Genomic DNA, 18,682 nt, shown 5'->3' with positions numbered 1-18,682 from the left:
CCAGCGAGAGAGGAAACGGAATGTTCTACCACCTTGTGCAGCAGCCCGAAGCGCCGCAGGCGCTCGACGGTGCGCCGAAGCCGCCCGAGGCGCTTCCGGTGTTCGAGTGCATCAGCGACCCGGCCACGGCGCGGGCCATCGTGGAATCGGAAGACGTGTTCGAGTTCGACGGCAAGGGCGGCTTCACGCTCGTGTCCAGCCCCGTGGCCGTCATGGACGCGGAAGGCGGCGAGGCTAACGCCGTGGACTTCTCGGCGCTCACCGACGAGGAGATATGCGGGGTCCACAGAGCGCAGCCCGGCGACATATCGCGGACACTTGCGGCCGAAGGAAAGGAATGAGGCATGGCAACGCACGAGCTTACGCTCAACCTCAAGAAGACCAACATAGCGCCGCCCGTCATCACCGTGCACCAGGGCGACAGCGCCGAGGTCCTGAAGGCCGCCATCTACGACGGCGACAAGAAGGCGGCCCTGACGGGCTGCAAGGTGCACCTCATGGCTGCGAAGCCCGACCACACCTACGTGGAGCAGCAGTTCACTGGCATCAGCGACAACGTGGCCACCGTGACGGTCGACCCCGCCGTCTTCGGCGTGGCCGGGCTGCTCAAGGTGTGCTACGTGCGCGTGCGGAACGCGGCAGGGCTGGACGCCACCACCGAGAACGTCCTGGTGAATGTGTTGCCCTCGGCAAGCGCGTCGGGCGAGATATCCGGCCCGTACGTCGATGCGGTGGAGGCGATCATCGCGAACCTCGAAGGGCAGCTAGCCGACGTGAGCGCGCTGAACGCGCAGATGCAGAAGGCCGAGGCCTCCCGCGCGAGCGCGGAAAACCAGCGCGCCACGAACGAGAAGGCACGCCAGACCGCCGAAACCAAGCGCGCAGAGGCCGAGAAGAAGCGAGCCAAGGCGGAAAGCGACCGCGTGACCGAGGCGTCGCAGCTGAAGACGGCCTCGCAAGCCGCCACGGCTGCGGCAAACGGCGCGGCCTCGAACGCCGACGCGGCGGCAAACATCGCCCTGCAGATAGCCAACAGCGTGGCGCAGGGCAGCGCGGGCAGCTCGGACATGGCCAAGCAGAAGCAGCAGATAGCCGACCTGTACGGCAAGCTGGCCGACGCCACGGACGCGTTCATCTACGACGACGGCACCGTGTACTGCCCCGCCTCCAAGGCCAGTGCATCTGGCAGCACCATCACGTTCGGGAGCACCTGCACGGCGTCCGGCACAACCCTCAACCTCAAGTAGAAAGGCAACGAAATGGCACAAGCGAAAACCCTGTCGGTGGGCGGCATCGGCTACGAGGTCATCGACGATACCGCGCGCAGCAACGCGCAGACGGCGCTCAACAACGCCGAGTACAACCGCCAGGGCCAAATCGGCAAGTACGGCGGGCAGAACATCGCCACCATCCTGGCGGGAGAGATCGGCAGCGGCAGCGTGTACGACGCGCTGCACAGGCGAGCCGCCAACGGCAACTTCGCGGGCCTGCGCGTGGGGGACTACATCGACGTGCCGCTGGTAAGCGCGTCGGGCGTGGCGGCCCAGCAGTCCGTGCGCTTCCTCCTGGCGCACTTCGACCCGTACTACTGCTGCGGCGACAGCTCCAAAGGCCACCACATCGCCTTCGTGGCCTCCGCGCCCATCGCCGTGGCCAAGACCGTGACCGGCGTTGCCAACGACAGCTTCCTGATGTGGAACACGACCAACACGAACCAGGGCACCGCCGACCAGAAATGCCCTTACCCCAACAGCAACCTCAAGGCGTGGGAGACGGCCTTCGAGGCGTGCCTGCCCGAGAGCCTGACCAAGTACCTGCTGACCCAGCGCGTCCTGCTTGAGGAGCGTTACAGCGCCAGCGGCGCGCTCAACGACTCCAACTCGTGGAGCTGGCAGGATATCGGCAAGGTGTTCTCGCTGTCCGAGATGGAGGTGTACGGCTGCCCAGTGTGGGGCACCAAGGGCTACAGCGTCGGCTTTGACTGCCAGTGGGACTTGTTCAGGGACACGGCGCACCGAGTCAACGGAAGTCGGTGCGATTGGTGGCTGCGTTCCGTTACGTCGGGCTCCGCGTCCAACGTGTGCTGTGTCACCACCACCGGCTCTGCCAACTACACCTCGGCGACGTACGTCTGGGTTCGCCCCCGCCCCGGCTTCCTCGTCGGCTAGCCAGCCGAGTGCTCTATACTCTGCTTTTAGGCGACCGCCTTGCGCGGTCGCCTCCTGCCCGCGAAGCGGGCCGTTTTTTTCGCCAGTTTCCCCAGGAGGTGCACGTGAGCGGCGTCTACCAGCGCAACCGTGAGGTGTCCGAGTACAAGTTCTTCACACAGGCCATCGCCATCCGCGTGGAGGTTAATAAGCTGATGGCGTCCTCCTCAGTAGTGCCCAAGGCCTACAGGCTGCTGAACGCGGTGCCGACCGTGGAGACGGCGCGCAGCATCGTGTACAACGTCAACCGCGCCGACTGCTTCTATCCCAACAGCTCGTTCAACGCGCTGGAGAGGAAACGCTACCTGACGCTGGCCATAGCGGACTGCGAGCAGCTTATGCTGGACATGCAGTGCCTCATGGATATCGGCCTGCCCGTGAACGCCAACCGCTTCGAGGAGCTGGCGGCCATGGTCGAGGAGGAGATCAGGCTGCTGAAGGGCGCGCGCAAGAACGTGCGCGTCACCGGCAAGAAGTCCACCGAGGAGCGCATAGCCGAGGCCGAGGCCGAGCTAGAGCGCCTGCGTTCGCTATAATGGACGGCGGTCGCGCCTTGTTTATCGGTACAATTGGTGGCTGCGTTCCGTTACGTCGGGCTCCGCGTCCAACGTGTGCTATGTCAACAACAACGGCAATGCCAACTACAACTCGGCGACGAACGTCTGGGTTCGCCCCCGCCCCGGATTCCCTTATTGCCAGACCGAGTAGGCCCCAGGGCCGAAAGCAGAGCGCGAAGAGGAAGGAAGGCGCGACCGTCGGGCATGCGCCCGTAAATACGCACCCCGCGAGGGTGGCCGGACGCTGCTTGCATGGCGCGGCGCTCCGTGGCTTCGCCGCGTTTCATGGCCATACCTCAAGCGGCTGCCAGAGCCACATTGCAAGCCGCGCGGGGTGCCTCCTGTGAACTCCGAGCAAAGGCGGGCGGCGCGCCGCAAGCGCCGCGAGGAGAGGCGCGCGCAGGCCAAGGCCGAGCGCGTCAAGGCGTGCACGCTTGATACCGTGGCCGACCTCAACAGCCTGTGCAAGGCATCGAAGCAGGCCGCACGAGGCGTGATGTGGAAGGCATCCACGCAGCGATACATGAAAAGCTACCTGCGCAACGCCGTCCTGTCCCGCCGCGACCTTTTGGAGGGGCGCGACATATGCCGGGGCTTCATACGGTTCGACCTGTGGGAGCGCGGAAAGCTGCGCCATATCAGCGCCGTGCACTTCCCCGAGCGCGTTGTGCAGAAGTCGCTGTCGCAGAACGCGCTCGTGCCCGCGATCGTGCCCACCCTCATAGCCGCGAACTCCGCGAACATCAAGGGGCGCGCCACCGACTACGCCCTGAAGCTGCTCAAGCGCCACCTGGCCGACCACTGGAGGCGGCACGGCCGCGAGGGCTACATCCTCCTGGGCGACTTCTCCGACTACTTCGCGCGCATAGCGCACCAACCCGTCAAAGACCAGGTGGCTGCCGCGCTGCTAGATCCGCGCGTGGTCGCCTTGGAGCACCGCCTGATAGACGCGCAGGGCGATGTGGGCCTGGGGCTGGGCAGCGAGCCGAACCAGATATGCGCGGTGGCGCACCCCAACCGCATCGACCACTATGTGACCGAGATGCTGCGCCCCGAGTCTTACGGGCGCTACATGGACGACTTCTACCTGATACACGAGTCCAAGGACTACTTGCAGGTGTGCCTGCTGCTGATAGAGGGCAAATGCGCCGAGCTGGGCATCGAGCTGAACCCGCGCAAGACGCGCGTGGTGAAGCTCACGCGCGGGTTCACGTGGCTGAAGAAGCGCATCTTCTACACGGAGACGGGCCGCATAGTCGTGAAGCCGTGCCGAGACTCCATAACGCGGGAGCGCCGCAAGCTCAAGAAGATGGCCCGCATGGTCGCCGATGGCATCATGACCCCCGAGCAGGTGGAGCAGAGCTACCAGAGCTGGCGCGGAGGCATGAAGCGGCTGGACGCGCACCGCAGCGTGCGGGCCATGGACGCGCTGTACCGCAGCCTGTTCGGAAATCCCGCGGGGGGGGTTGCTCAATGCAATCCAAACCTGGAGGCGACACGGATGGGAACATGCCCCTACCCTAGCAACGGAAGGAGCGACCCATGACGGAACAGGAAATCGCCGGGGAGATCAACGGCTACAAACAGCAGCTTGAGCAGAGCGACTACAAGGTCATGAAGGCGGTGGAGCGCATCTTCTCCGCATCGTCCATCACCGACCTGCTCTCGGCCATCGCCGCAGCTGCCAAGGAGGTGGCCGAGATCATCTCGCAGCGCCAGACGTGGCGCGACCGCATCAACGAGCTGGAAGCCATGGAGCCCGACCAGCCGGAAGCGCCGCAGGAGTAGCGAGCGCCCCTTCGGGGGCGCTTTTCTTTTGCCCGGCGACACCTCGCGGACAATCGCGGCAGCGATTCGAGGAGGTGAGAAAACGAATGACCGACGTGCTGGAAATCTTCGCGCCGTACGGCCCCGGGTCGCTTTTCGGCGCACTGCTCGTCCTAGTGGTCCTGTACTTCGGCAAGCAGTTCCTCGAAGAGTTCAAGGCCCAGAACGAGCGCAAAGCGAACATCGACCTCAAGCGCGAAGAGCGAAAGCAGGACGAGGTGAACGAGCGGGCGCAGCGCGACCGCGAGCGCAGCCAGATGGAGGGCCGCATCGCCGCGCAGATGGAGCGCAGCAACGCGCTGATGGAGGCTATGAAGGCGCTCATGGAGTCCGTCGTGACCTCCAACGAGGTGCTGCACGCCGACCTGGCGAACAGCCAGGCGCGTAGCCAGGGCATGGCGGCGAAGGTCGACCACATCGCCGACCGCGTCGACCTGCTCTACAAGGAATCGGCTCGATAGAAAGGAATCCGAAATGACAGAAATGCAAGCAATCGCAGCCATCGTGCTGTCTTTCGCCGTGCCGTTCGCGGTGCAGCTGATCAAGACCGAGGCCATGACCGGCAAGGCCGCGCGCATCCTGGCGCTGGGCTGCTCGCTCCTGGCGGGCGTCGTGACCGGCTTCGTGGGCGGCGTGCCCGCAGACCCGGGCGCATGGGTCACGTGCGCCTTCGCCGTGGTAGGCGGCGTGCAGGCGGCCTACACGCTGTTCAAGTCGGTAGGCATCACATCCAAGTGGCTCGACGCCCTGCTGGGCGTGACCGTAGGCGGGAAGGAGTAGGCAATGGCTAAACTGTTCATCATCTGCGGCCACGGCGCTGGCGACCCCGGCTGCTGCGCAGGCGGCTGCACCGAGGCCGAGCGCGTTCGCGCCCTGGGCCAGCGAATCAAAGAACTGGGCGGTTCCGAGGTCGAGCTGGGCGATACGTCCCGCAACTGGTACGCCGACGGCGGGCTTAACCGCCTGAGCACCGACGCGCCAGTGGTGGAGCTGCACATGGACGCCAGCGGCATCGCCACGGCCCACGGCGCGCACGTCATCATCAAGGAGGGCTTCGAGCCTGACGAGTACGACAATGCGCTGGCCGACAAGCTGGCGGCGTTCATGCCCGGGCGCTCCGAGAAGCTGGTGCGCCGTTCCGACTTCGCGAACCCGAACCGAGCCGCCGCGCGCGGCATCAACTACCGCCTGTGCGAGAACGGCTTCATCGACAACGACGGCGACCGCGAGAAGTTCAACGGCAACCTGGACGAGCTGGCGCGCATCTACCTGGAATGCTTCGGCATCACTGCTGGAAGCGCCCCCGCAGCCGTCCCGCAGCCGCAGCCTGCGCAGCAGGAAACGACCGAGAACTTCGGCGGCACCTACCGCTGCACTGTGGACTACCTGCGCGTGCGCGACGCCCCCGGCCTGGGCGGCACCGAGGTGGCGCACTATTCCAGCGGCGAGACCGTGACGCTGGATAACTGGTACAAGATCGCCGACGGCTACGTGTGGGGCCGATACACGGGCTACAGCGGCGCAACGCGCTACATCGCCGTGGGCAAGGCCACGGGCAAGCCAGAGGCCGACGACTATCTGGTGAAGGTGGGATAGGCCATGCCGTACCCGAGCCCCGCAGACGAGGAGCGCAACGGCGGGTGCGGCCCCATCCTCGCGGCGGTCGTCCTGCTGTTCATCGTTCTGGCCGCCGCCAGCTGCGCGTCGCAGGCCATGGGAGCGCAGGACATGACCGTGAGGCCAGCCCGCACGGACGGCCCCATATACGACCTGCCCGAGGGCATCGGCCAGGAAATCGTGTGCGACGAGCACAACCGCGAGTACCTGCTGCTTACCACCGAGCAGGGCGGCGTGTTCCTCATGCCGTATATGGACGAGGACGGCGAGCAGGAGATCATGCCGCAGGCCTAAAACGCAAAGAAGCCGCCCCGTATGGAGCGGCTTCTTCTATTCGACGAGCAATACGAACGCCCGCCTAACGACGAACACCTGCATATGTTCGCCTACTGAACAGTTGGTGGAGGCGCGGAGAATCGAACTCCGGTCCACGAAAGCCCCCTGATTGGCATCTCCAAGCTCAGTCGCTGGTTTAGTCTCGGACGCTTTGCGCGCAGCGACACGCTCGCGGCGTCCTAACCGGTTCGGTCTTAGCCTGCGCCATACCGATTACGTGCGCAGGAGCATTCCCCTAACATGACGTCGCGCCGGTGTCGGGGAAATCACCGGGTTGACGCGCCGCTATAAACTAAGCAGCGAGAGCCATAGGCTCAAAAGAAGAGTTATTGTCAATTCAATTTGACGGTACCCCTGTTTAACGAGGCGAGGAGACCTCGGCTTGCTTCCTCTCTCAGAGCTATCGTGTCGAAACCAGTCGCCCCCGAATGTCGGGAAAGTCTGGATGGTATCGGGTCTGCAAACACCCGATAACCGTCGACTTTTCAAGGAACACGCGGGTGAACCCCGCTCGTGGATAGCTATCTTACCACGTTCTAAAGGCAGGCAGCTGTTCTATGCACGAGCTGTGAAGACCCCAATGTGCGCCGCACTTCGCACTTTTGCTACCGATCGCGTCACGTATATTTTCGCCAAGCAAAATTGCCCCGTCGAAAGGACCGTTATGGATACCAAGCAGCAACTCGTCAATGCCCTCGCAGGCCTGGGCTCAACCATTACCGAAGCTATGGATGTCATCGAGGGCTTTGTTCCCTGCGGACATCCCGCCCTCACGGTATCGAACGCCCTTGTTGCGCTGGACGCCGACGATAATGTAGCTCTCGCCCAGCAGCTTGAGACCGTCGAGGGCTTTATCGACCACGTGAGCGAGAACCGCGGCGTGGCCGCCTACCACGGCATCGAGGTCGAGCTCGCGGGTCCCAAAGCCGATCTGTTCGCAGCAATCCGCGAGGTAGGCGCCCTTATGCAGACCGCAGGCGTCAAGAACACCCAGGTCAACGAGTGGGTCTACCGCAGTCTGGCAGCACTAAACGATTCCGACGAAAAGGTTGTCGAAAAGTTCGCCGAGGCTCCCGTTATTAAGGCCGAGCTTTTGTAAATAGCAGACGCGGGCCCCTTGGCGCATCGTCGTCCAAGAGGCCCGCAAACAGTTCGCGTCAACCGATAGCCGCGCCGCCGCGTTCGGCCAAAGCAAGAATCGGCATCATTTGGCGCGGGGTCTTCGCTGCAAGATCGGCATGTTCGAGCAGCTTGAGATCGTTAGTCACCAAGTAATCGACCTGTGCGCGCTTGCACGCGGCGAGCACCAAGTTGTCCTCGTAATCGCGATGGAGCGTTAAGTATTTGTCGGCCAGCCAAAGATCCGACGCATCTGCACCCACGGCCGTGGCGTTTTCGGTCATGTTCCGAACAAACGCCAACGCCGCATCGCCAATCGCGCGGGCAGAAGCCTCGTCGAGCGCTCCCCCGCTGGCAAAAACGCTACGCTTCAGCTCGTGTTGGACAACGTACAGCACGTCCTTGGCGATATGCACCGGAAAGAACAGCAATGCCCCCATCTCCGCCGCCTGCCCAATAAACGCACGCGCGGCAAGCGACTCGGCATGGTCGACGCAAAACGAATCAACCCATACGTTAGCGTCCACCATAATCTTGAGAGGCGCCCCGCTCACAGGATCATCCCCTTTTGGCGATAGCGCTCGTCCATGGCTTCGGAATAGATTGTGTCCCAATCGCGATCGTCGGATACGGGCGACGCAGCGATGCCCAGGTCCGCGTAAAGCTGATCCGCCGCCGCCCATGATGCGGCGAACAGCGAGGTGGCACCAGCACTAGGCAGTTGGTCGTCAACGGCCGACAGCACCTCTTCGCACGAACCGCCGCCCTGTGCAACCTTTGCCACGACCTTTTTGATAAGCTCGGGCAGCGAGGCGCCCGAAAGCCGCAGCGCTTCCTCGGCACGGTTCTTGACCTGGCGATCCACGCGAACGTTCACCTGCGCCATGCCGCTAACAGCACCCACGTCGATCCCGCTCCCTTCAATTGCTAGCCTTGCTAGCAACAAGATATAAAGAAGCTAGCAAATGGTCAAATGCAAAAGGCCTGCGCCTGGACGACACCGATGCCGTCCAGGCGCAGGCCAGATAACGTGGGCGGACACGTCTGCTAACGCAGGTACGCCTTTGCGTTGCCCAGGCTGTAGGCGATCGTTGAGCCGTTGTGCAGCAGTGACGAAGTCTGCGGAGTGATCATGCCGGTAATACCCAATGCCAACAGCGCCGAGTTGGTGAGCATCACCTTGGAATACGAACTCGTCAGACGGTCGATAAGCCCCTGACTCATGCGGCGCAGGCGCACGATTGCGGCCAGATCCGTGTCGGTCAGGATGATATCGGCGACCTCCTTGGCGATGTCGCTGCCGCCGCCCATTGCCAGGCCCACGTCGGCCAGGCCCAGCGCCGGTGAGTCGTTGACGCCGTCGCCCACCATGGCAACGTGGCGTCCCTCGCGCTTAATCCGCTCCACATACGCGTACTTGTCCTCGGGCAGCAGCTCGGCCTTAAACTCGTCGACACCTGCCTCGCGAGCAATGCGCTCGGCCGTGCGCTCCGAGTCGCCCGTGAGCATGACCACGTGCTTAACGCCCAACGCGTGCAGGTCGGCAATGGCCTCGCGGACCCCGGGCTTAAGCGGGTCCTCGATGCCGAGCACGCCCACAACGGTGCCATCGACCGCCAGATACAGCGGCGACAAGCCCTGCATCTGGGACTCAATTTGCTCTTGCGTCTCTGCCTCTAGCTGGGCATGCTCGTCCTCAAACACAAAGTGTGCCGAGCCGATAATCGCGCGACGTCCTTCGATGGACGAAGCGATGCCGTGCGCCACGATGTACTCGACAGCAGCGTGACGCTCGCGGTGCTCGAGCCCGCGCTCGCGTGCCGCATTGACCACGGCGCGCGCTACCGGGTGGGGAAAATGCTCCTCCAAGCAAGCGGAAAGACGCAGGACCTCGTCCTCGCTCCAGCCGTCGGTCGTGAGCACGCAAGCCAGGCGCGGCTGCGCCTCGGTCAGCGTGCCGGTCTTATCAAAAACGATGGTGTCTGCCTTGGCAAACGACTCAAAGTACTTCGCGCCCTTGACCATGACGCCCATCTTGGCAGCATCGCTCATGGCGGTCATGACGGCAACGGAACCCGTGAGCTTGAGTGCACACGAGTAGTCGACCATCAGCGCCGCGGAGGTCTTAATGAGGCTACGTGTGGTGAGCGCGACAAGGCCCGCGAGCAGGAAGTTCCACGGGACGATCTTGTTGGCAAGGTCTTCCATGTGCGACTGGCCCTCGGACTTGAGCGAGTCGGCCGTCTGCACGAGCGAGACGATCGAGCGCAGCTTGGTCTGCGCCGTGTTGGCGCGCACGCGCACCAAGATGCTGCCGTCTTCCACGACGGTGCCGGCGAACACGTCGTCGCCTGCGCTGCGCTCGACGGCCAACGGCTCGCCGGTCAGGGTCGCCTGGTTGACCATGGCGCTCCCCTGCTCAACCACGCCGTCGATGCAGATGGACATGCCAGTGCGCACGGCGACCAGATCGCCGGGCTCGAGCTCGGTCGCGGCAACGCTTACCTCGGTGTCGCCGACGACCTTTTGCGCCTTGTCGGGCACATCGAGCAGCGAGTTGATGAGCTCGTTTTCGCTCATGGCGCGGGTGTAGTCCTCGAGCAGCTCCCCCACGTTGAGCAGGAACATCGTCTGGCCCGCGGTGTCGACATCACGTTTGACGAACGAAATGCCGATGGCCGAAGCGTCGAGCACGGGAACGGTCAGGCGCGGCTGCGCCAGCTCATGAAGGGCAGCGCGCAAAAATGCCATGTAACCGGCCACGACAAACACCGCACGCAGAGGCGTCGGCAAGAACCATCGGCGCGCGTAGTGGGCGCCGATAAGTGTGGCGAGATCCATGACGAGCTTGTGCTTGCGTGGCTCAAGCTGCATCACGTAACCCGTCTTTGCGTCGGCAATGGCCTGGGCATCGAGCGCACCCAAGGCGTCGAGCACGCCCGCACGACACCGCTCGTCGTATTCGAGCGCCATCTGGCCAATACGGCCATAAACGCGCACCTTGTGCACGCCGTCGATATCGCCGCCAAGCTTAAGAAGTGCATCGAGATCGCTCTCTGGCACAGGACCCGCCAATTGAAGACGGGTCCTGCCGGGGATCTCGCTAATAATCGAGAATCTCATAGTTTGTGCCTGGGAGCGTTACTCGGCTGCCTCGTCAGCAGCGGCCTCGCTCTGGGTGATGTAGGCAGCCTCGGCAACCATGTCGTCGACATTGGCCTTGGCCTGCTCGACCATGTCCTGGTAGCCGTTCTTGATGCGCATGCCGCACGCGATACCCTGCACGCAGGCATTCTTGACCGGAGCGCTGGTAAGCAGCTTGATGCCGGCCGTGCCAAGCAGAAAACCGCCACCGACAAGTAGGGTATTAAACGTCGACTTCTTCATGTTGCTTCTCCCTTTTGCCGCATTGGACGCGGCACGGTGCCTCAGCACCCGAGTAAACAAGTTTGCTCGAGCACACTTTTGGAAAATAGTTTAGTTTATCTAACTATTAAGTTCAACAAAGGTTAACTTTTTGGAAATCTTGAGGAGCGGAACAGCCGACTTCTGGCGATCCGCCTGCCGCAACGTACATCTCCGGCATCCAAGAAAGGCTCTCCCCCGACCCAACAAATCGAGGTCTAATACTTTTCCGCGAAGTGAACGAGTGAAATCGGGCCCCCGAAACATCTGCATTTTTCGCCAGCAAAACCGCAGGAAAAACTCGACAAAACCGCAGGAAACAGAGCCAGAAAAGTGTTGATGTTTCAGGGGTCCAAAATAGGTCGTTCACTTCGCGGAAAAGTATTCACCTTCGTTTTCAACATCCATAAAGAATGAGGGCGCCAACGGCGCCCTCATCACCAAATTCCATTCAGCCCGCCTGACCCGAACGGCCGAGTCGTCACGGAACCGAGGGGCCGGGCGCAGGGCCTTGCCTCTCAATGAGTTCCCCTCAAAACAATGGGCGTGCCGACGGCACGCCCATTCACTCTATTCCATTCAGCCCCGCCTGACCCGAACGGCCGAGTCGTCTGGCCGGGGAAGCCCCGAGTCGCCGGGGTGTTTGCTCCAAATGAGTTCCGCATGCAAAGAAGGCCACTAAATGTGGCCTTCGTCTTGCATAGGACTGTTTGAAATTTGGAGGAAATACCCCGGCGACTCGGGGCTTCCCCGGCCTCGCAGCTACGAGAGCGACGTTCTCAGCAACTCGTTGAAGAGCTTCGGATTGCCCTTGCCGCGACTCGCCTTCATGCACTGGCCCACCAAAAAGCCGATAACCTTCTGGTTGCCGTCACGATATTGCTGCGCCTGATCGGCACAGTTTGCCAGCACCTCGTCCACAATCGGCTGCAGCGCACCAGCATCGCTCACCTGACGCATACCGCGCTCGTCGACGATCTTGTTGGGATCGTCGCCGGTCTGGGCCATGGCCTCAAAGACCTCGTGTGCCTGGTTGGAGCTAATGGCATCGGTCGCGAGCAACTTGGCAAGCGCTGCCACCTGAGCCGGTGCAATACCGGACTCGGTCAGCGACACACCCGCACCCTTAAGGTAGGCGATCATCTCGTTCACCAGCAGGTTTGCGACCGTCTGGGCCTCCTTGCCAGCCATACCGGCAGCGGCAGCCTCAAAGAACTCGGCAAACTCCGGGTCGCCAGCAATCTGCTCGGCATCGGCCGCCTTAATGCCAAAGTCGGCCTCAAAACGGGCGCGCTTGGCATCGGGCAGCTCGGGGATCTCGCCTCGGCAGCGGTCGATGAACTCGTCGTCCAGATCGAAGGGCGCCAGGTCGGGATCGGGGAACAGGCGATAGTCGTCGGCCGTCTCCTTCACACGCATGACCACGGTGCGCTTGCGGCTGGGCTCCCAGTGGCGGGTCTCCTGATAGATGATGCCGCCTTCCTCGAGCACCTCGGCCTGGCGGCAGATCTCGTAGGCAAGGCCGTCATGCAGACTCTTAAACGAGTTGAGGTTCTTGAGCTCGGTCTTGGTGCCCAGCTTGGTCTCGCCGCGGCGGCGCAGCGACACATTGCCGTCGCAGCGCATGGAACCCTTCTCCATGGAGCAGTCCGAAATGCCCAGCGTCACAAAAATGCGACGGAGCTTCTCCATAAACAGGCGAGCCTCCTCAGGCGTGCGCAGGTCGGGCTCGGTGACGAGCTCAATCAGCGGCGTGCCGCAGCGGTTGTAGTCGACGAGCGACTCGGCAGCAGCGGTAATGCGGCCCTCGGCACCGCCCACGTGCACCATCTTGGCGGCATCCTCCTCCATGTGGATGCGCAGAATGCGGATGGGCACCGTGTAGGAACCGTCCTCGCGACGCTCGGGCATCTGCAGGTTGGACGCGTCGTAGCTGGCCAGGTGACCGGCGCGCTGGTTGCCTTCGCGCATGGTCGACGTCATGGACGTGGACAGGCCCTCGGCGTTGGCCGAGGCGCTCGCCAGGCTCTGGGCCTCGGCCTCGCCAAACGCGCAGTCGGGGCGCTCGGCGGCACCGCGACCGGTCACGTCCAGATCCAGGTGACCGTACATGGCAAAAGCAACCGGACCCTGCGTAGTCTGGAAGTTCTTGGCCATATCGGGATAGAAATAGTGCTTGCGGTAGAACATCGAGTGGCGCTGGATCTCGCAATTGGTGGCGAGACCGGCCTTAACAATGCTCTCAATTGCCTTCTTGTTAGGCACCGGCAGGGCGCCGGGCAGGCCCAGGCACACCGGGCACACGTTGGCGTTGGGCTCGTCATCGTGGCTGAGCTTGCAGTTGCAGAACATCTTGGTATCGAGTGCGGTGAGCTCGGTATGGATCTCCAGGCCGATCACGGCCTCCCAATCCTGCAGGACCTCGGAAAGCTCCTTCATTACAGCTCGCCTCCCTTCCCGGCAAAATCGGGCGCAACGGAAAGCGCGGGCGCACCCGTGGCGGCATCGGCAAAGCCGCGCTCCAGGGCGCGGGCAAACGTGAGCAGCTGACGGTCCTTAAAGGCCGGACCAACCAGCTGGGCAGAAACGGGCAGTTTGCTGTCCTCGCCCAGGCCCAGCGGCACCGAGATACCACCGTTGCCGCAAATGTTGAGCGAGATGGTGTACAGGTCGGAGAGGTACATCTGCGTGGGGTCGCTGATCTCGCCAAACTTAAAGGCCGTGCGCGGCGAGGCGGGCATGAGGATGGTGTCCACCTTGGCATACGCGGCGTCGTAGTCCTGCGTGATGAGCGTGCGGGCTTTTTGCGCAGCGTAATAGTACTTGTCGTACACGCCCGAGCTCAGCAGGTAGGCGCCGAGCATCTGACGGCGCTTGGCCTCGGCGCCAAAGCCGCGGGCGCGCGAGAGCGAGCTCTGGTCGGACAGGTTGGCGCAGCCCTCCTCCTGATAGCCGTAGCGAATGCCGTCAAAACGGGCCAGGTTGGAGAACGCCTCGGCAGGGCCGATGACGTAGTAGGCGGCGATGGCGGCGTCCAGGTGCGGCAGGTCGACCTCGACCAGCTCGGCGCCCTGGTTCTGCAGCTCCTGGGCGGCGCGCTGAACAGCGGCCTTGACCTCGGGCGTCAGGCCCTCGGCCTCCATAAACGCAGGGATAATGCCCACGCGCTTGCCCTCGATGCTGTCGTTGAGGTGCTCGGTAAAGTCGACGGCGCAATCCTGGCTGGTGCAGTCGTACGGATCGTGGCCCGCGCCGGTAAGCGCGTTCATGGCCAGCGCGACATCCTCGACCGTGCGGCCGAAGGGTCCCACCTGGTCGAGCGACGAGCCAAAGGCAACCACACCGTAACGGCTCACGGCGCCATACGTGGGCTTAAAGCCCACCACGCCGCACAGCGACGCCGGCTGGCGGATGGAGCCGCCGGTGTCCGAGCCCAGCGAGAGCGCGACCTCGCCCGCGGCGACGGCGGCAGCGGAGCCGCCCGAGGAGCCGCCGGGCACGCGCTCGGTATCCCAGGGGTTATTGGTGCGGTGGAACGCCGAGCTCTCGGTAGAGCTACCAAAGGCAAACTCGTCCATGTTGACCTTGCCCATGGGCAGGCAGCCGGCATCGAGCATGCGCTGGACGCAGGTGGCGGTGTAGACGCTCTGGTAGTTCTCGAGCATGCGGGAAGCACAGGTGGTGCGCGTGCCCACGAGGTTCATGTTGTCCTTGATGGCCAGCGGCACGCCCGCGAGCGGGGGCAGCGGCTTGCCTGCGGCACGGTCGGCATCCACGCGCGCAGCGGCCTCGAGCGCGAGCTCGGGCGCCACCTGCAGGAATGCCTGGACCCCGCCCTCGCGCGCCTCGATGGCGGCAAGGGAGGCCTTGGCCACCTCGGTAGCGGTAAAGTCGCCGGCAGCAACGCCCGCGGCGATCTGGGCGGCGGTAAGGGAATCGAAGCTTAGCGCCATTACTCGCTCTCCCCCTCTCCCAAAATGGACGGCACGCGGAAGTAGCGGTCGCGCGCGCTGCCGGCGTTTTCGAGCGCAACGTCGAGCGGCAGGTCGCGCTCGGGCTCGCGCAGGTCGTCGCCCATCACGTTGGACAGGCTTCCGATGGGACGGAACGTGGGCTCCACGTCGGGCAAGTCATATTGCAGGACGGGCTCGAGCATCTGGACGGCGTCGTTCAGGTAGGACGTCATCTGGGTGAGCTCGTCATCGGTCAGTGCGATCTTTGCGTACTCGGCGATGCCGCGCACATCTTTCTCGCTGAGTGCCATAGGCGCTCCCTTCCGCATAACAGATAAACCGCTCTAGTATACAAGGCAACGCCACTTGGAGCAGGTGCTTTACCTAAATGCAGCGAAAACGTAACGAGGGCGGCGGGCTGGCAGGCGGCAGGCTGGCGGTTCTGCAGCGAAACCGCACCGTCCATAGCGAAAACCGTACTGTCCGCAACGAAAGCCGTCGCGCCCATAACGAAGACCATCACAACATTCGACGTTTATCGTCAAAATCGAGATTTTCATCGAATGTTGTGATGGTTTGGAAGTCCCCGACCGCCACAAAGGTGCCTGTCCCCCATTGCGGTGCTTCTGAACGATGTCCTATGCCGAGGCCTTGGCCTTGCGGCGCTTGCGGACCGCGTGGATCACGATGTCCAGCAGCAACAGCACAATGGCCACGACCACGATGAGCACGGCGAACTCGCGCTTGCCCCAGTGGCGGCCGGCCAGCGACTTTTGCTTGTCGACGTCCTTCTTGTTGTACTTGGTGCGCACGCAGTGCACCAGCAGGCGATGGTCGTTCACGCCGTAGGGCGTGCAGGTGACGAGCGTCACCTTGTCGGCGCCGGGCTCGATGGTCAGCGACTCCATCTCCTCGGGCAGCACCACCTCGGAGTCCACCATCTTGTAGGCGAGCGTCTTGTTCATGGTGTGCAGCAGCACCAGGTCGCCGGGCTCCAGCGAATGGATGTCGTCGAACATGCTCAGGTTGCGCATGCCCGAGTGCGCGGTGAGCACGCAGTGCGTCGAGGTGCCACCCACCGGCAGGCTCGTGCCCTCCAGGTGGCCGACGCCCGCCATAAGGACTTCCTCACTCGTGCCGTGGTAGATGGGCATGCTCACGTCGATGGAGGGGATCTCGACCCAGCTCATCATGGGGTCGCGGTCAAAGATGAGCTGCTGGGCGTAGGGCTCGATCTGGTCGGCGGGAAGCTCGGTGGCCTCGCCCGCCAGTTGCTCGTTAAAGGAGCGCGCCTGGAGCAGGATGCGCTCGCGCTCCTCGGCAGACAGCGCGTCCACGGTGCTGGACACGGTGCTGATTTGGTTGAACACGCCCGAGGCCTCGAGCCGGTCCAAGATCCACGGCCAGGTCATAAGGCCCACGCCAATGAGGATGATGACGATGGTGATGAGCCGGTCGGCCCAGCGCGGCAGCCGCTTGCGACGGCGCTTGGGCTTTGGTTGAGGTTTGGGCTGAGGGCTTGAGCCGCCATTGGCCGCGGCGTTATTGCTCTTCATATGTTTGGCGCCCTGCACCATCGCCGGTCACTCCTCTACAGCTCAGGTTGTCTAAACAAATAATAGCCGATTAGCGAGCTCATGCGCCGGACAACGAAGCTTGGCTGCACCGTCCGGGCCACGTAACCCCACTCAACCAATCAAGCCATATGTTGCTTTCATCGTCTCGAGCAATTGCGCCATCGTTACGCCCGCAACCCCAATCTGTTTCAGATTGACGTCGCCCACCTCACAATCTTTGACAAACGCAAGCATATCGTCCTTCAGTTCTCCGCGCAGATCGACACCTTCCGACTCGCCAAGCAGCTGAGCAAGTCTCAGCGCATCGCGTTTATGCTTTTTTACCTTCCTCGAATCAACGTTCTCCCCCGCTTCCCTTCTAGCTTTTAGGTCGAGATACGCCTTCGCTTTGAACGGGACAATGTATTCCGTCCCCAGGACCGAAACGCCGCCTACGGTTCGAATTCCCTGAAGGAACAAGCTGTAGTAAGCATCGTCCAACAAAATTGCCGAAAGACTGCTTATGTTTTCATCAACGTGAATTGGCGCCACATCAATCCCCTCACGACCCTTTAGAAAGTCGGGGCACTTCGCGAAGAGTTCAATCATATGGGGGTAACCCGGCATCTTAGGCTCTGTAAACCGATAAAAACATGAGCCTTTGCCTTCGCCCCAGCCGCAGCGGTAACCGCCATCACGCACCAAAGTCCATATAGCTTCTGCCGTCTGAGGCAACCGGTCATCGGCGACAATTACCACATCAAAATCGTGAGTCGCCCTAAACGGAAGTCCCGCCTCCGCGAGCAAAATGTCGCATGCCGTGCCGCCGATAAGGGCATACGATCCTGCGGCTTCTTGCATATGCTGCTGAAATTCTTGGAGACCTTCTACAGCGCTTCTTGCCATGGATATTCCTTTCCAAACATGCGATCGACTTCGAGCTGAATTCGTTCATCGTCGATTGCCGCCAAAGATAGCGCAAGCGAAATGTCGTCGACACGGGAGGAGCCGGCAAACACGGGCGCATAGCGCCACACTTGGATCATCGCCGTCTCGTTATCCGGCAACTCCCCGTCTGCGACTTCGAGGTCGCTCAGTTGACGCCATGTACTTCTTAAGACGGCCTTTTGTTCCATGCCCGGTGCAGCGAGCATCGAACGCGCGGCGAGCGCCGTCTCCCCGGCGTCAACAAGATAGTCGATCTTCGGCGTCTTCCTTGCAAAAAAGACCTTCGAGACAGGCGAGGAGAGCTCTGACATGTGCTCACTGAGCAGAAGATCAACGGCAACAGGGAACACGACGACACGTCGCTCGCGACGCTCGCGCCTCGCGAGCCCCCTGTCGACAAGCTCGGTTATGGCCTCACTCGCACGGCTTGCCGAGATCCCAAGCGCACGACAAAGGTCATAGGGACGATATGGCTCCTGGGTTGCTCCCCAGATTGCGGCAGCCTGCGCGTTGGGCGACATCTTGGTCGCGTGATTGCGAAACCGGACACCGCCCCTCTCCGTGCAGGCTGTACCCATAAATGGAAGAAAAGCCTGTCTACCGGGGCAGACAAAGGGAATCCCTTGTGAGACCAATGCTTTGCGCTGACGTGCATCGGCATCAGGAAACGAAACGACAACAGGAGTTTCCGCGCGCAAGGCTAGCTGACTATAGACTCTCTTAGCCTCGGGAAGCCCGACGCCAGTAGGCAAACTTGCAAGCAAAAACGAAAAACCGTTTGCGTCAACAGCGCGGACCTCAATCGCCCGCAGATGCAGCGGCAAGCGTGCGGATCCAGGCCAATTTTTGGTCTTGGCAGAGAGGCCTAGTGCTTCTTGTAAGTAGATTAGCGCTTCGTTCATTTCCATCGTTTTCGTTTGATTCCATTTTTAATTGGAATTATACATAATTTTCGGAATTAACGAGATTCCTTTCGTGCGTAGGCCAGCATTTGAGTTTTCAAAATGTTCCGAATCGGTGGGGCGATTCGGGATACAATATCAATAGAAAACGACGCACCCCGCGTAAATGTTTGGGAGCGCGGGCGGCCTAGTTTTCTGGTTTTGTTAAATGCCCGGGCCTCTAACCCCGGGCATTCTTATTTGCGCTTGTTGCGG

The 18,682-nt window shown here is 62.2% G+C and carries 21 protein-coding genes and 1 other RNA gene; 11 read left to right on the top strand and 11 right to left on the bottom strand.

What is annotated here, in order from left to right:
- Positions 1-20 precede the first annotated feature (20 nt).
- The 10 genes from AAAV44_RS02275 (at position 21) to AAAV44_RS02230 (ending at position 6,502) form a co-directional block, all read left to right on the top strand.
- Positions 21-341: a hypothetical protein gene (locus AAAV44_RS02275; protein WP_117637887.1), complete on the top strand. Its 321-nt coding sequence runs from the start codon at positions 21-23 to the stop codon at positions 339-341.
- 3 nt (positions 342-344) lie between these two features.
- On the top strand, positions 345-1,247 hold the full coding sequence (locus AAAV44_RS02270) for a BppU family phage baseplate upper protein (protein ID WP_349114361.1): 903 nt from the start codon (positions 345-347) through the stop codon (positions 1,245-1,247).
- A 12-nt stretch (positions 1,248-1,259) separates the two neighbouring features.
- The gene (locus AAAV44_RS02265; RefSeq protein WP_349114360.1) at positions 1,260-2,168 is read left to right on the top strand and encodes a DUF6273 domain-containing protein; all 909 of its coding nucleotides are present in this window, start codon (positions 1,260-1,262) and stop codon (positions 2,166-2,168) included.
- A gap of 104 nt (positions 2,169-2,272) precedes the next feature.
- Positions 2,273-2,743 (top strand): hypothetical protein, encoded by a 471-nt coding sequence (locus AAAV44_RS02260; RefSeq protein ID WP_229065309.1) that lies wholly within the window; start codon positions 2,273-2,275, stop codon positions 2,741-2,743.
- Positions 2,744-3,107: 364 nt separating this feature from the next.
- Positions 3,108-4,310 (top strand): RNA-directed DNA polymerase, encoded by a 1,203-nt coding sequence (locus tag AAAV44_RS02255; protein WP_349114358.1) that lies wholly within the window; start codon positions 3,108-3,110, stop codon positions 4,308-4,310.
- Entirely contained in the window at positions 4,307-4,552 is a 246-nt protein-coding gene (locus tag AAAV44_RS02250; RefSeq protein WP_117637890.1) for a hypothetical protein, read from the top strand. Before AAAV44_RS02255 ends, AAAV44_RS02250 begins: the two co-directional genes overlap by 4 nt.
- Positions 4,553-4,626: 74 nt before the next feature.
- Entirely contained in the window at positions 4,627-5,052 is a 426-nt protein-coding gene (locus AAAV44_RS02245; protein ID WP_233514508.1) for a hypothetical protein, read from the top strand.
- Positions 5,053-5,065: 13 nt separating this feature from the next.
- Entirely contained in the window at positions 5,066-5,371 is a 306-nt protein-coding gene (locus AAAV44_RS02240; RefSeq protein ID WP_117637892.1) for a hypothetical protein, read from the top strand.
- Positions 5,372-5,374: 3 nt separating this feature from the next.
- Positions 5,375-6,187, top strand: a complete 813-nt coding sequence (locus AAAV44_RS02235) for an N-acetylmuramoyl-L-alanine amidase (RefSeq protein WP_349114356.1) — start codon at positions 5,375-5,377, stop codon at positions 6,185-6,187.
- A 3-nt stretch (positions 6,188-6,190) separates the two neighbouring features.
- Entirely contained in the window at positions 6,191-6,502 is a 312-nt protein-coding gene (locus AAAV44_RS02230) for a hypothetical protein (protein ID WP_346971874.1), read from the top strand.
- 104 nt (positions 6,503-6,606) lie between these two features.
- Here AAAV44_RS02230 and ssrA read toward each other — a convergent pair.
- Positions 6,607-6,970, bottom strand: a transfer-messenger RNA (tmRNA) gene (ssrA, locus tag AAAV44_RS02225).
- A 238-nt stretch (positions 6,971-7,208) separates the two neighbouring features.
- On the opposite strand from ssrA, the gene AAAV44_RS02220 reads away from it, so the two are divergent.
- Entirely contained in the window at positions 7,209-7,643 is a 435-nt protein-coding gene (locus tag AAAV44_RS02220) for a hypothetical protein (RefSeq protein WP_349114354.1), read from the top strand.
- Between the two features lie 58 nt (positions 7,644-7,701).
- Here the strand turns inward: AAAV44_RS02220 and AAAV44_RS02215 are convergent, their stop codons facing one another.
- From AAAV44_RS02215 to AAAV44_RS02170, 10 genes are all read right to left on the bottom strand, one after another.
- On the bottom strand, positions 7,702-8,217 hold the full coding sequence (locus AAAV44_RS02215; RefSeq protein WP_349114352.1) for a PIN domain-containing protein: 516 nt from the start codon (positions 8,215-8,217) through the stop codon (positions 7,702-7,704).
- Positions 8,214-8,567, bottom strand: coding sequence for a hypothetical protein (locus tag AAAV44_RS02210; RefSeq protein WP_349114351.1), 354 nt, complete (start codon positions 8,565-8,567; stop codon positions 8,214-8,216). Before AAAV44_RS02210 ends, AAAV44_RS02215 begins: the two co-directional genes overlap by 4 nt.
- A gap of 143 nt (positions 8,568-8,710) precedes the next feature.
- The gene (locus AAAV44_RS02205) at positions 8,711-10,726 is read right to left on the bottom strand and encodes a heavy metal translocating P-type ATPase (RefSeq protein ID WP_349114349.1); all 2,016 of its coding nucleotides are present in this window, start codon (positions 10,724-10,726) and stop codon (positions 8,711-8,713) included.
- 78 nt (positions 10,727-10,804) lie between these two features.
- Complete coding sequence (locus AAAV44_RS02200) at positions 10,805-11,050, bottom strand: DUF6110 family protein (protein ID WP_055250999.1); 246 nt, start codon at positions 11,048-11,050, stop codon at positions 10,805-10,807.
- 780 nt (positions 11,051-11,830) lie between these two features.
- Positions 11,831-13,507, bottom strand: coding sequence for an Asp-tRNA(Asn)/Glu-tRNA(Gln) amidotransferase subunit GatB (gene gatB / locus AAAV44_RS02195; RefSeq protein WP_349073813.1), 1,677 nt, complete (start codon positions 13,505-13,507; stop codon positions 11,831-11,833).
- Positions 13,507-15,021, bottom strand: a complete 1,515-nt coding sequence (gatA, locus tag AAAV44_RS02190) for an Asp-tRNA(Asn)/Glu-tRNA(Gln) amidotransferase subunit GatA (RefSeq protein WP_349114348.1) — start codon at positions 15,019-15,021, stop codon at positions 13,507-13,509. The genes gatB and gatA overlap by 1 nt, the downstream gene beginning before the upstream one ends.
- Positions 15,021-15,332: an Asp-tRNA(Asn)/Glu-tRNA(Gln) amidotransferase subunit GatC gene (gene gatC / locus AAAV44_RS02185; protein ID WP_349114347.1), complete on the bottom strand. Its 312-nt coding sequence runs from the start codon at positions 15,330-15,332 to the stop codon at positions 15,021-15,023. The genes gatA and gatC overlap by 1 nt, the downstream gene beginning before the upstream one ends.
- Positions 15,333-15,659: 327 nt before the next feature.
- A complete protein-coding gene (locus tag AAAV44_RS02180; protein WP_157758027.1) occupies positions 15,660-16,577 on the bottom strand; it encodes a class C sortase in 918 nt (305 codons plus the stop codon).
- 132 nt (positions 16,578-16,709) lie between these two features.
- Positions 16,710-17,483, bottom strand: coding sequence for a hypothetical protein (locus AAAV44_RS02175; RefSeq protein WP_349114346.1), 774 nt, complete (start codon positions 17,481-17,483; stop codon positions 16,710-16,712).
- Entirely contained in the window at positions 17,465-18,433 is a 969-nt protein-coding gene (locus AAAV44_RS02170) for a hypothetical protein (RefSeq protein WP_349114344.1), read from the bottom strand. The genes AAAV44_RS02175 and AAAV44_RS02170 overlap by 19 nt, the downstream gene beginning before the upstream one ends.
- Positions 18,434-18,682 lie beyond the last annotated feature (249 nt).

Source organism: Collinsella sp. CLA-AP-H1 (assembly GCF_040092945.1).
GTDB lineage: Bacteria > Actinomycetota > Coriobacteriia > Coriobacteriales > Coriobacteriaceae > Collinsella.
This window is presented reverse-complemented; position numbering and strand designations above follow the sequence as displayed.